The organism is Curtobacterium flaccumfaciens UCD-AKU (genome assembly GCF_000349565.1).
Classification (GTDB): domain Bacteria; phylum Actinomycetota; class Actinomycetes; order Actinomycetales; family Microbacteriaceae; genus Curtobacterium; species Curtobacterium poinsettiae.
This window is the reverse complement of sequence record NZ_KB714630.1, coordinates 89670-102394: the sequence shown is the minus strand read 5'-3', so window position 1 is coordinate 102394 and position 12725 is coordinate 89670. Positions and strand designations below refer to the sequence as shown.

General features: G+C 70.5%; 14 protein-coding genes. 12 read left to right on the top strand and 2 right to left on the bottom strand.

Features of this window, described 5'->3' with window-relative positions:
* Positions 1–129 precede the first annotated feature (129 nt).
* The gene (map, locus tag H489_RS33630) at positions 130–912 is read right to left on the bottom strand and encodes a type I methionyl aminopeptidase (protein WP_017888255.1); all 783 of its coding nucleotides are present in this window, start codon (positions 910–912) and stop codon (positions 130–132) included.
* A gap of 168 nt (positions 913–1080) precedes the next feature.
* Here map and rplS point away from each other — a divergent pair, with 168 nt between their 5' ends.
* From rplS to H489_RS33585, 9 genes are all read left to right on the top strand, one after another.
* Positions 1081–1437 (top strand): 50S ribosomal protein L19, encoded by a 357-nt coding sequence (gene rplS, locus H489_RS33625; RefSeq protein ID WP_017888254.1) that lies wholly within the window; start codon positions 1081–1083, stop codon positions 1435–1437.
* 123 nt (positions 1438–1560) lie between these two features.
* Positions 1561–2304 carry a signal peptidase I gene (lepB, locus tag H489_RS33620; RefSeq protein ID WP_017888253.1) on the top strand — a complete coding sequence of 248 codons (744 nt, stop codon included), beginning with the start codon at positions 1561–1563 and terminating at the stop codon, positions 2302–2304.
* Positions 2301–3041: a ribonuclease HII gene (locus tag H489_RS33615; protein WP_017888252.1), complete on the top strand. Its 741-nt coding sequence runs from the start codon at positions 2301–2303 to the stop codon at positions 3039–3041. Before lepB ends, H489_RS33615 begins: the two co-directional genes overlap by 4 nt.
* Positions 3042–3053: 12 nt before the next feature.
* Entirely contained in the window at positions 3054–3377 is a 324-nt protein-coding gene (locus H489_RS33610) for a DUF2469 family protein (RefSeq protein ID WP_017888251.1), read from the top strand.
* A gap of 114 nt (positions 3378–3491) precedes the next feature.
* Positions 3492–3842: a histone-like nucleoid-structuring protein Lsr2 gene (locus H489_RS33605; RefSeq protein ID WP_017888250.1), complete on the top strand. Its 351-nt coding sequence runs from the start codon at positions 3492–3494 to the stop codon at positions 3840–3842.
* Between the two features lie 151 nt (positions 3843–3993).
* Complete coding sequence (locus H489_RS33600; protein ID WP_042539661.1) at positions 3994–4383, top strand: YraN family protein; 390 nt, start codon at positions 3994–3996, stop codon at positions 4381–4383.
* A complete protein-coding gene (locus H489_RS33595; RefSeq protein ID WP_017888248.1) occupies positions 4380–5903 on the top strand; it encodes a YifB family Mg chelatase-like AAA ATPase in 1524 nt (507 codons plus the stop codon). The genes H489_RS33600 and H489_RS33595 overlap by 4 nt, the downstream gene beginning before the upstream one ends.
* Complete coding sequence (gene dprA / locus H489_RS33590; RefSeq protein ID WP_031260304.1) at positions 5903–7138, top strand: DNA-processing protein DprA; 1236 nt, start codon at positions 5903–5905, stop codon at positions 7136–7138. Before H489_RS33595 ends, dprA begins: the two co-directional genes overlap by 1 nt.
* A 25-nt stretch (positions 7139–7163) precedes the next feature.
* A complete protein-coding gene (locus H489_RS33585) occupies positions 7164–8096 on the top strand; it encodes a tyrosine recombinase XerC (RefSeq protein ID WP_017888246.1) in 933 nt (310 codons plus the stop codon).
* A gap of 39 nt (positions 8097–8135) precedes the next feature.
* On the opposite strand, the gene H489_RS33580 is transcribed toward H489_RS33585, so the two are convergent.
* Positions 8136–8723 (bottom strand): M23 family metallopeptidase, encoded by a 588-nt coding sequence (locus H489_RS33580; protein WP_017888245.1) that lies wholly within the window; start codon positions 8721–8723, stop codon positions 8136–8138.
* A 343-nt stretch (positions 8724–9066) separates the two neighbouring features.
* Between H489_RS33580 and H489_RS33575 the strand changes: the two genes are divergently transcribed.
* The 3 genes from H489_RS33575 to tsf all read left to right on the top strand — a co-directional run bounded on the left by H489_RS33575 (position 9067) and on the right by tsf (position 12672).
* Entirely contained in the window at positions 9067–10509 is a 1443-nt protein-coding gene (locus H489_RS33575; protein WP_042539727.1) for a sugar porter family MFS transporter, read from the top strand.
* A 321-nt stretch (positions 10510–10830) separates the two neighbouring features.
* Complete coding sequence (gene rpsB, locus H489_RS33570; protein ID WP_017888243.1) at positions 10831–11757, top strand: 30S ribosomal protein S2; 927 nt, start codon at positions 10831–10833, stop codon at positions 11755–11757.
* Positions 11758–11844: 87 nt separating this feature from the next.
* On the top strand, positions 11845–12672 hold the full coding sequence (tsf, locus tag H489_RS33565) for a translation elongation factor Ts (RefSeq protein WP_017888242.1): 828 nt from the start codon (positions 11845–11847) through the stop codon (positions 12670–12672).
* Positions 12673–12725: the final 53 nt, after the last annotated feature.

Sequence of the window (12725 nt, the reverse complement as noted above, 5' to 3'; positions counted from 1 at the left end):
CCGCGGACATCTGTCGCTTTCGCTGTTCTGACGGTCCGCGGCCTGCGAGATCTGTCGCCTCGGTGGGGTGGGGGCGACGCGTGACGGACTGGAGGCGCGGTGCCAGCTGGTGCCGCGCCTCCAGGCCCGCTACTGGTCGCGCTGGGCGCGACGCAGGGTCAGGACCTCGGGTCCGGCCTCGGTGACCGCCACGGTGTGCTCGACGTGCGCAGCGCGCGAGCCGTCGACGCTGCGCAGGGTCCAGCCGTCGTCGTCCTGGGAGAGCTCGTCGGTCGTCTGCATGAGCCACGGTTCGATGGCGACGACCAGCCCCGGCCGGAGCTTGAGCCCGCGGCCCGGACGGCCGTCGTTCGGCACGTGCGGGTCCCCGTGCATCGTGCGGCCGACGCCGTGCCCGCCGAACTGCAGGTTGACGTCGTGACCGGCCTGGTGCGCGACGTGTCCGATGGCGTGCGAGACGTCGCCGAGCTTGTTGCCGGGGGCGGCCTGGGCGATGCCGGCCGCCAGCGCCCGCTCGACGGTGGCGATCAGGGCCTGGTCCTCGGCACGCGGCGTCCCGACCTGGACGCTGACGGCGGAGTCCGCGACCCAACCGTCGACGCTCGCGGCGAAGTCCAGGCTCACCAGGTCGCCGTCCTGCAGCGCGTAGTCGTGCGGCAGGCCGTGCAGGGCGGCGTCGTTGACCGACGTGCAGAGGTTCTTGCCGAACGGCGACATCCCGAACGACGGGTGGTAGTCGACGTAGCAGCTCTCGGCCCCGCGCTCGGCGATCATCCGGGCCGCGACGCGGTCGAGGTCGAGCAGGTTCACGCCGACGTCGACCGTCTCGAGCAGTTCGTCGAGCACGTCGGCGACGAACCGGCCGGCGACACGCAGGCCGTCCAGCTCGGCGGGGGTGCGGAGTTCGATCATGGGTCCATCCTCGTCGTTTTGCCTCGCGCGCTCTCTGTGGCAGTATTGAACGCTGTGCCCTGGCTGGACTCTGCCACGGGGGAGTCGCCGACACCGGGCACGCACCACCACTTTCCGAACCTTCTATCCGCGGCGACCCGTGTGCGTCCGCAGAGAGTGAAACCCACCATGAGCCAGCTCCTCGACAACGTCGACGCAGCATCGCTGCGGACCGACGTCCCGGACTTCCGTCCCGGCGACACCATCAAGGTGCACGTCAACATCATCGAAGGCACGCGCTCGCGTATCCAGGTCTTCCAGGGTGTCGTCATCGGCCGTCAGGGCCACGGCATCGGCGAGACCTTCAAGGTCCGCAAGGTGAGCTTCCAGGTCGGCGTCGAGCGCTGGTTCCCGGTGCACTCGCCGATCATCGACCACATCGAGATCGTCACCAAGGGTGACGTCCGTCGTGCGAAGCTCTACTACCTGCGCGAGCTCCGCGGCAAGGCGGCTCGCCGCAAGATCAAGGAGAAGCGCGACGCCTGATCGCCTTCACAGTGAACGTCCGCGAGCCGGACGACGCTGCGAGCCCCTCGTCCATGTACGGTTGTGCATCGACGGGGGGCTCTTCCCATTGCGGTAGAGCGAGCGGTTCGAACGAGAGCGGAAATGACGGACACGACAGACGATTCGGGGCGCAGGCCACGTGCCGAGAAGCAACGGAACGGTGTCCTCACATTCCTCCGCGACCTCGTCATCATCTTCATCGCGGCACTCCTCGTGTCGTTCCTGGTGAAGACGTTCCTGATCCGGTCGTTCTACATCCCGTCGGCGTCGATGGAGAACACGCTGCAGATCAACGACCGCGTGATCGTCAACGAGCTCGTTCCCGGAACCGTGGCGCTGAAGCGGGGGGACGTCGTCGTCTTCAAGGACCCGGGCGGATGGCTCACCGGTTCCGACGTGCCGAACGTCACGCCGGACACGCAGCCCGCCAAGGCCATCGACTGGGCCCTGACGCAGGTCGGGCTCGGCACGGGGGACAGCGACGACCACCTCATCAAGCGCGTCATCGGGCTGCCGGGTGACAAGGTGTCGTGCTGCAACGACCTCGGGCAGATGTCCGTCAACGGCGTCCCCATCAAGGAGCCGTACCTGAAGCTGCCCGCCGGTGCCCCGGCCTCGGCGACCGATTTCTCGGTGACCGTGCCGAAGGGCACCATCTGGGTGATGGGCGACAACCGGAACGATTCGAAGGACTCCCGGTACAACGGTGACACCCCGTCGAAGGGCTTCGTCCCGATGTCCGACGTCACCGGCCGCGCGTTCGTCATCTCCTGGCCGGCGAGCCGGTGGACCTGGCTCGACGACCACCCCGAGGTGTTCGCCGGCGTGGAGGAGCGCGACGAGTGACCGCCGTCCGTCCGTCGCTCCGGGTCGAGAAACGGCTGCTGGCCGAGGGCCGCGTGACCGTGATCGGCATGGACGAGGTCGGCCGTGGCGCCATCGCCGGTCCTGTCGGGGTCGGAGTGGCCGCGGTGACGGTCGACATCGGACGTGTGCCCCAGGGGCTCGCCGACTCGAAGCTGCTCTCCGAAGCGCGCCGGACCGACCTGGTGCCCGTCGTGCAGCGTTGGGCGCGGACAGCGGTCGGCATGGCCTCGGCGGAGTTCGTCGACCAGCAGGGCATCGTCCCCGCCCTCGGTGCTGCCGGGGCGCAGGCGCTCGGTTCCCTGGTCGCAGACGGGGTGTCCCTCGACGGCGCAGTGGTCGTGCTCGACGGCTCGTTCGACTGGTTGAGCAGGGCCATCCCCGCATCCCTCCGGCCGGCGACGGAACCGCTCGAGGTCGTCGTGCGGGTCAAGGCCGACCGCGACTGCGCCTCGGTGGCCGCGGCGTCCGTGGTGGCCAAGGTCGCGCGTGACGCCGTCATGATCACGGCGCACGACGACGCTCCGCACTACGGCTGGGTGTCGAACAAGGGGTACGGGTCGACGGCGCACTACGACGCGATCCGGACGGTCGGGGCGCACACCCTGCACCGGAAGTCGTGGCTGCACCAGGCCTCGAGCGTCGCGCTGGACGGGTTCGACGCACTCGACGCCCCCGCGGCCCTGACCGGTCCTCCGCTCGGGCGTCCGTCGCCGTAGACTGTGGGCGCAATGGATGAGGACGAATTCGACGACTACGACCGCGAGGTCGAGCTGGCCCTGTACCGCGAGTACCGAGACGTGGTCTCGCAGTTCCGTTACGTGGTCGAGACGGAGCGCCGTTTCTACTTGGCGAACGAGGTCGAACTCGTGCGCCGTGACACGGAGCACGACTTCTACTTCGAACTGACCATGAACGACGTCTGGGTCTGGGACGTCTACCGTTCCGACCGGTTCGTCAAGGGTGTCCGCGTGCTCACGTTCAAGGACGTGAATGTCGAGGAGCTCACGACGCGGGAACTCGAACTGCCGAAGGAACTCGCACTCGACGAGTGATCGTCGCTTTTCATTCTGCTGCTTTCTCGGTGAATCGCCGGTGATCCGAAGCGCCGTGGAATTGTTCGCGCTATTGTGATGGGGATTTAACCGCCCCACGAACAGGAGCACCCCATGGCACAGAAGGTCACCGTCCAGCTCGTCGACGACCTCGACGATTCCCCCATCACCACCGGTGAAGGCCGGACGGTCGAATTCGCGTTCGACGGCTCGTCGTACGAGATCGACCTGTCGAACGACAACGTCGACAAGTTCCGCGAGGCGATCTCCGATTACATCGCCGCGGCGCGCAAGGTCTCCGGTCGTCGGACCGGTGGCGGTTCCGCCCCGAAGTCCGCACCCAAGCGCGGCAACTCGGAAGAGCTCGGCAAGATCCGCGAGTGGGCCAAGGAGAACGGGTACGAAGTCTCGTCCCGTGGTCGTATCTCGACGCAGGTGCAGGAAGCGTACGCAGCAGCGCACTGACGCTCGCCGCAGCAGGACCCGGGTGATCTCGATCGCCCGGGTCCTTCTTCTTTCCTCCACAGGGGCTATCTGCTCGCACTGATTCCACAGATTCTGCATCGTCACTGATGTGGTTGTTCGTTCCCGAGATCGTTGTCGTGGAGGCAACGACATGGAACAACAGGTGCAACGCCCACCGGGGCGGTCGCTCCGGAACGGACGACTCGGGCGATTCGGTGAAGAACGTGCGGTGGTCTGGCTCGAGGCTCGGGGATTCCGCGTCCTCGAACGGAACTGGCGATGTGCGCGCGGGGAGATCGACATCGTCGCGTGGGATTCCTGCACGCTCGCGTTCATCGAGGTGAAGACCCGGTCCGGTGCGGCGACCGGGCACCCGTTCGAGGCGATCACCGCAGCGAAGCTCACCCGGATGCGTCGGCTCGTCCCCGAGTGGTTCGACGCGCATCCCGAGGTCTCGGCACGTGCGGTCCGCGTGGACGTCGTCGCGGTCCACGTCGACGGACCCCGCATCGTCGTCGAACACCTGGCAGGCGTGCTGTGACCGGCATCGGCCGCGCGGCCGCGGTCGCGCTGCTGGGGGTCACCGGCCGCTGCATCGAAGTCGAAGCCCACCTCACCAGTCAGCTCCCGGCGTTCAGCATCATCGGGCTGCCCGACACCTCGTTGGGCGAGGCGCGGGAACGCGTGCGATCCGCGGCCGCGAACGCGGGGTGCCCCTTGCCCGCCCGTCGGATCACCGTGAACCTGACCCCCGCTGCGATCCCGAAGCGCGGTTCCGGGTTCGACCTGGCCATCGCGATGGCGGTGCTCGCCGGCGCGGGACTCGCGCCGGACGTCTCGGAGCGTGTCGTGTACATCGGCGAGCTCGGCCTCGACGGTCGGGTGCGTCCGGTCCCCGGGGTGATCCCGATGCTCATCGCCGCGCGCGACGCCGGTGTCGACCGCGTGGTGCTGCCCGTCGGCAACCTGACCGAGGCCCGTGTCGTCAGCGGTGTGCGGGTCCGGGGTGTGGACTCGCTGCGGGCGGCGGCCATCGACGCCGGGGCGCTCCTGCCAGAGGTCGAGGTCGACCCGGTGCTGCCGGTCCCGATCCCGTCGGTGCCGCGTCCCGTGGCCGAGCTGTCCGACGTCGTGGGGAACCCGGTCGGGGTCCGTGCCGTGATCGCGGCGGCGGCCGGGGGACACCACGCGCTGCTGCTCGGGCCGCCGGGTGCCGGCAAGACGATGCTCGCCGAGCGGCTGCCCGGGCTGCTGCCGGACCTGGACGACGAGACCGCGCTCGAGGTCGCCGCGGTCCGGTCCGTCGCCGGACTCGGCCCCGCGTCCTGGAGCACGAAGCCACCGTGGGAAGCCCCGCACCACTCCGCCTCGGCTGTCTCGCTCATCGGCGGTGGGTCGGGGGTGCTGCGTCCGGGGGCCGTGTCGCGCGCCACCGGGGGCATCCTGTTCCTCGACGAGGCGCCGGAGTTCCCCCGGGCCGTGCTCGACGCGCTCCGGCAACCGCTCGAGTCCGGTCGGATCACCGTCCACCGGGCGGCGGGCGCCGCCGAGTTCCCCGCACGCTGCCAGGTCGTCCTCGCGGCGAACCCCTGCCCGTGCGGGAACGCCGGTGGTGCCCACGGGCAACCCTGTGAGTGCTCGCCGAGCACCGTTCGCCGGTACCTCGGGCGGATGTCCGGGCCGTTGCTCGACCGCATGGACATCCGCGTGCTCGTGCCCCGGGTGACGACGGGGCGGATGCGCGCCGCGGACGGCAGCACGCCGACCACGGCGGTCGCACGTGCAGCGGTCGCGGCAGCGCGGGCCCGCATGGCGGAGCGGCTGCACGGGACGGGATGGTCCCGCAACGCCGAGGTCACCGGGACCTGGCTCCGCGCCGACGGGCGCATCGAACCCGGGTCGACCGCGGACCTCGACCGTGCACTCGACCTCGGCACCCTGACGATGCGCGGCTGGGACCGCGTGATGCGACTGGCGTGGACGCTCGCCGACCTCGATGCCGTCGACCGGCCCACGGGTGAGCACATCCGGGGTGCCCTGGCCCTGCGGAGCGCGCTGTGATGCCGGCGGGCACGGAGCTCCTCGACACCGTGGCGCGCCTGCTGGGACGCAGCGGCGCCGCGGTCGACCCGGTGCAGGCCGCGGCACGGGTCGCGTGGTCGGCCATCGTCGAACCCGGGGACTCCGTCGCCGGCGAGCTCCTCGCCGGGCTCGGGCCGGAGCGCGCACTCGGTGGGGTGTTGCTCGCCGCGGACGGCGACCACGACGCGCTGCTGGGGGACTGCGTCGAGGCCGAGGTCCCCGGAGCCGAGGACCCCGCGGTGCTGCTCGGGGTGCTGCGGACCGCGGTGGAGCGCTGGCGGCCCCGGCTGGCCAGCGTCGAGGTGGGCGACGTCCTCGCGGCCGCCGGTGCGGTCGGCGCCGGTCTGCTCGTCCCGGAGAGCGACGGGTGGCCCTCGTCGCTGGACGACCTCGGGCCGCACGCCCCGGTGGTCCTGTGGACGCGCAGCCCCGGCGTCCGCCTCGGCGACGGGACGCCGGTGCTCGGGGTCGTGGGGTCCCGGGCGAACACGGTGGCCGGTGCCGAGGCGACCGCGGAGATCACCTCGACGGCGGTGGACGCCGGATTCCGCGTCGTCAGCGGTGGCGCCTACGGCATCGACGCCGTGGCGCACCGCGTGGCCGTCGCTGCCGGAACACCCACGATCGCGGTCCTGGCCGGTGGCATCGACCAGCTCTACCCGGTGGGCAACGCGCAGCTGCTCCACAACGTGGCACGGCAGGGCGCCCTGCTCGCCGAGTCGGCACCGGGGACGCGACCGACGCGGTGGCGTTTCCTCGCTCGGAACCGGCTGATCGCCGCGCTGGCCGACGTCACGGTGGTGGTCGAGGCCGGTGCTCGCTCCGGGGCGCTCAACACCGCTCACCACGCCGCGCAGCTCGGGCGGCCGGTGTTCGCCGTGCCCGGAGCCTTCGCGTCCTCGGCGTCGGTCGGATGCCACCGGCTCATCGCGCAGGGGCGGGCGGAGATCGTCGTGCACCCCGGCGATCCGGTCGCGGCGATCCGTGCGGTGTCCGGGACCGGCGGGGGAGCGGTGCCGGACGAGCCGTTGCTGTCCGGCAGGCAGGACCCCGAGGTGGTCCGGGTCCTCGACGCGCTCGGCCGTCGCGCGCTGCCCGAAGCCGAGATCGCCCGCCGAGCCGGGATGTCGACTGCGGACGTCGCCGACGCGCTCGCGCTGGCGCAGCTGCAGGGGCTCGTCGTCCCGAGCGGCGGCGGGTGGGGGCGGGCATGACGGTCTGCAGCCGTACGCTGACGTCGTGGCTTCGCGGACGGACGATCGACTCGAGGCGGCGGTGCACGCCTTCCTCGGACACGCGCGGCACGCGCGGGGCCTCAGCGAGCAGACCCTCCGCGCGTACGCCAACGACCTCGAGCAGCTCGTCACCTTCGCGGGCGGCCGCAGCGTCGACCGCGTCGCCGACGTCGAGCTGGAGCTCCTGCGTGACTGGCTCTGGGACGCCGACCAGCGGGGGCTGGCCCGGTCGACCATCGCCCGACGGTCCTCGTCCGTGCGGGCGTTCACCCGGTGGGCGAGCGAGACCGGGGTGACCCCGACGGATGCCGGGGTCCGGCTCCGTGCGCCGAAGGGTGGAGCGCACCTGCCCCGAGTGGTGTCCGCCGACCAGGTGCGCACCCTGCTCGACGGGCTCGGCGCCCGGGCCGCGACGGACGACCCGACGGCGCTGCGGGACCTGGCCCTCGTCGAGCTCCTGTACGCGGCGGCGATCCGGGTCAGCGAACTCGTCGGGATCGACGTGACCGACCTGGACCGCGGACGCCTGACCGTGCGGGTCCTCGGCAAGGGCGGCAAGGAACGCGTGGTGCCGTTCGGCGTTCCGGCGCGCGATGCGCTCGAGGCATGGCTGGAGCGCGGACGGCCCGCCCTCGCCGCTCGGAGCGTCGGCCCGGCGAGCACGGCGCTGTTCCTCGGCGACCGTGGCGCCCGACTCGGCGTCCGGAGTGCGTACCGCGTGGTGGCGCGGTTGCTCAGTGATCTGCCGGGCGAGGGCCCGAGCGGCCCGCACACCTTCCGCCACACCGCGGCGACGCACCTGCTCGACGGGGGAGCGGACCTGCGCGCGGTGCAGGAACTCCTCGGGCACGCGAGCCTGGGGACGACGCAGATCTACACCCACGTGTCGTCGGCGCGGCTGCGCGAGGTCTACCGGACGGCGCACCCGCGCGCCTGACGCTGCGCCGACGTCCCTGACGCTCGGTCGCCGGTGGGCTCAGCCGGGCCACGCCGACTCGGGCAGCAGCACCGGCCACTCGGCAGGCGGCAGGTACGGCATCGGGTCGACGTAGCGACCGTCGACCCGCGCACCCAGGTGGAGGCACGGTGCCGTCGCCGGACAGTGCCCGACCGAGACGCGCCCGACTGCATCGCCCTGCACGACCTCGTCACCGGCGGCGACCAGGGGCGTCACCGAGTCGAGCGTGCTGACCAGCCCGCTGCCGTGGTCGATCGTCACGACGGTGCGGCCGCCGACCGCGCCGGCGAACGCCACGGTGCCGTCCGCCACCGCCGACGCGGTCGTCCCCAGGGCCGCGGGGACGTCGATGCCGCGGTGGCCGGCGGCGTAGTCGGAGGACGGCGCCTCCCACGCACGCTCGACCACCCGTGACCCGGTCGGCCAGACCCAGCGGGCCTCGGCTCGGTCCGCGTCGGCCGCAGGAGTCACCGACGGCCCGGCCCCCGACGACGGCGCAGCACCGAACGTCGCCGCCCCGAACACCCCCGCACCGAACGCCGCCGTCAGGCACAGCACCGCCGCGCACACCACGGACAGCAGGACGGGACGGGAGCTCCATCGCATGTCCCCAGCCTCGGCCGTGGAACCGGCCCCGTGGCGGACACGGGGCGATCCGTGGAGGGGGAGTCGCGCCTCCAGGCCTGGGGAGGAACGACGCGACGGCCGATGCGACGGGGTCGACGTCGTCCGACAGCGACACCGTCGTTCCGCGTCGGCACGCCGGCCAGTCGATCCGCGTCGGCACGCCGACCAGTCGTCCCGATCTCGCACCCGGTTATGACCACATCCCGAGCGAGGAGTACAGTCGGGGCCGCTCCGGAACACGCAACGCCGCTCGGACGGCGAACCAGCCGACCGCCGGGGCACCGTGCTGCACACCGGCACGGCGGCAGAACCCAGGAGCATCGTGTCCACCACGACCACCGGGCACGGCGAAGACCGTGCGTTCAAGGGGAAGGTCACCCTGTTCGCCATCGCGGCGGCGGTCGGTGGCTTCCTGTTCGGCTTCGACTCGTCCGTCATCAACGGCGCCGTCGACGCGATCAAGGGTGAGTTCAACCTCTCCGACGCGGCCAGCGGCTTCGCGGTCGCCTCGGCCCTGATCGGCTGCGCGTTCGGCGCCTACTTCGCCGGCCGTCTCGCCGACCGCTACGGCCGCACCCGGATCATGTTCTGGGCCGCCGTGCTGTTCTTCGTCTCGTCGATCGGATCGGCGTTCGCGTTCGCCACGTGGGACCTCGTGGTCTGGCGTCTCGTCGGCGGTCTCGGCATCGGTACCGCCTCGGTCATCGCACCGGCGTACATCTCCGAGGTCTCCCCGAAGGCGATCCGCGGGCGGCTGGCCTCGTTCCAGCAGCTCGCGATCACGCTCGGTATCTTCGCCGCGCTCCTGTCCGACCAGCTCTTCGCCGTGACCGCGGGCAGCGCGTCGGCCGAGGTCTGGGGCCTGGCTGCCTGGCGCTGGATGTTCCTGGTCGGGGTGATCCCCTCGGTCGTCTACGGCGTCCTGGCGATCACGCTGCCGGAGTCCCCGCGGTACCTGCTCACCAAGGGGCGGGACGACGACGCGCGCGTGGTGATGGGCAAGATCGTGCCGCGCGACACCGTGAACACGAGCCTGGAGGAGATCCAGGACGGCATCAAGAAGGAAGCCAGCGAGAAGAAGGGCTCCATCCGGGGCAACCGCTTCGGGCTCCAGCCGATCGTCTGGGTGGGCATCATCCTGGCGGTGCTGCAGCAGTTCGTCGGCATCAACGTGATCTTCTACTACTCGACGACGCTCTGGCAGGCGGTCGGCTTCAAGGAGGAGGACTCGTTCCTCATCTCCACGATCACCTCGGTGGTCAACGTCGCCGTGACCTTCATCGCGATCTTCCTGGTCGACAAGGTCGGCCGCAAGCCGCTGCTGGTCGCGGGTTCCGCGGGCATGTTCGTCTCGCTCACCATGGTCGCCATCGCGTTCTCGCAGGCGACGATCGTCGACGGCAGCCCGAGCCTCCCCGGCTCGTGGGGCGTCATCGCGCTGATCTTCGCGAACCTCTTCGTGGTGTCCTTCGGCGCTACTTGGGGTCCGCTGATGTGGGTCCTGCTCGGTGAGATGTTCCCGAACCGCATCCGTGCCACGGCGCTGGGGATCGGTTCCGCCGCCAACTGGATCGCGAACTTCATCGTGACGATCTCGTTCCCGGTGCTCTCGGGCTTCAACCTCACCGTCACCTACGGCATCTACGCGCTGTTCGCGCTGCTGTCGCTCTTCTTCGTCATCGCGAAGATCCCGGAGACGAAGGGCCGCTCGCTCGAGGAGATGGGCATCTCCGCCGACGGCGACACGGTGGACGCCAAGGCCTGATCAGGACGGCCGGAGCCGCGGAGATCCGCCGGATCGACCGGACAGGAGGCCCGGATCACGTCAGCCGCGAGGCGGGCGTGATCCGGGCCTCCCTTCTGTTAGCATCTATCCAGCAGCGTGCTGATGCGCGCTGACTTCGCGTGTCCACCAGGCCCTCATCGGCTCGGTACCCGATCACCGGTCCCGCTCTCACGAGCGGGCGGTCGCGTGCCAGGACACCAGGGATCACGACCGACGGTCGCGATCGACACAACCGCAACAGGTCCGCAGTGACGTGTGAGAGCACGGCTGCGCGCCGAGAACACAGAAGGAGGACGGCACATGGCCGTCGTCACCATCCGCCAGCTGCTCGACAGCGGCGTCCACTTCGGACACCAGACCCGTCGGTGGAACCCGAAGGTGAAGCGCTTCATCCTCGCCGAGCGCTCGGGCATCCACATCATCGACCTGCAGCAGTCGCTGGCCTTCATCGACCGCGCGTACGACTTCGTCAAGGAGACGGTCGCGCACGGTGGCACGATCCTCTTCGTGGGCACCAAGAAGCAGGCCCAGGGCTCCATCGCCGAGCAGGCGACCCGCGTCGGCCAGCCGTACGTCAACCAGCGTTGGCTCGGCGGTCTGCTCACGAACTTCCAGACGGTCTCCAAGCGCCTCGCGCGCATGAAGGAGCTCGAGGAGATCGACTTCGACGACACGACGAAGGGCTTCACCAAGAAGGAGCTCCTCATCAAGAAGCGCGAGCTGGACAAGCTCCACAAGACCCTCGGTGGTATCCGCAACCTCACGCGGACCCCGAGCGCGCTCTGGATCGTCGACACCAAGAAGGAGCACCTCGCCGTCGACGAGGCGCAGAAGCTCGGTATCCCGATCATCGGCATCCTCGACACCAACTGCGACCCCGACGAGATCACGTACCCGATCCCGGGCAACGACGACGCGATCCGCTCCGTCGGTCTCCTGACCCGCATCGTCGCCGACGCCGCGGCCGAGGGCCTGAAGACCCGCCACAACGGTGGCGACGAGGACGAGGCCAGCGAGCCCCTCGCCGAGTGGGAGCAGGAGCTCCTCGGTGGCGAGACGGCAACCCCGTCCGCCGACGCCGCCCCCGAGGGTGCGACCGTCGAGGAGAACAACGCTGACGCGCAGGTCGCCGCGAAGGAGATCGGCGAGCCGATCGCCGACGAGGCGAAGAACGCGGAGCCGACGGCCGAGGCCGAGGCAGCCGCGGAGACCACCCCCGCCGAGTGAGCCGCCGGGGCGTCGGACCCACCGGGTCCGGCGCCCCGACTGCACTCCACTCTCCACACACGTACAGTCCAGAAAGGACTCCAGTCAATGGCAAACTTCACCGCTGCTGACGTGAAGAAGCTCCGCGAGGACCTCGGCGCCGGCATGATGGACGCGAAGAACGCGCTCGTCGAGGCCGACGGCGACTACGACAAGGCCGTCGAGCTGCTCCGCATCAAGGGTGCCAAGGCCGTCGCCAAGCGCGACGACCGAGCCACCTCCGAAGGCGTCGTCGTCGCGACCTCCGAGAACGGCGCCGCCACGGTCGTCGAGCTCGCGAGCGAGACCGACTTCGTCGCCAAGAACGAGAAGTTCACGACCCTCGCCGACAAGGTGCTGGGTGCGGTCGCCGCTACCGGTGCCGCCGACGTCGCCGCCGCCAACGCTGCACCGCTGGACGGCAAGACCGTCCTCGAGGTCGTCAACGAGTCGGCAGCCGCGCTGGGCGAGAAGCTCGAGGTCCGCACGGTCCGCCGTGTCGAGGGCTCGGCCTTCGAGATCTACCTGCACAAGACCAGCCAGGACCTGCCGCCGCAGATCGCCGTCGTCATCGCGTACGAGGGTGACAACGCCGCCGAGGCGCGTTCGATCGCCCAGCACGTCGCGTTCGCGAACCCGACGTACCTGACCCGCGACGAGGTCCCGGCCGAGGCCATCGAGAAGGAGCGTGCGACCGTCGAGGCGATCACGCGCGAAGAGGGCAAGCCCGAGGCTGCCCTCCCGAAGATCGTCGAGGGTCGGGTGAACGCCTACATCAAGCAGGTGTCGCTCCTCGACCAGGACTACGCGAAGGACAACAAGATCTCCGTCGCGAAGGCCGCCGAGAACGCCGGCATCACGATCCAGGGCTTCGCCCGCGTCAAGGTCGGCGCGTAACGAACCCGTGACGGGGTCAGGAACCAACGAGGTTCCTGGCCCCGTTTTTCGCG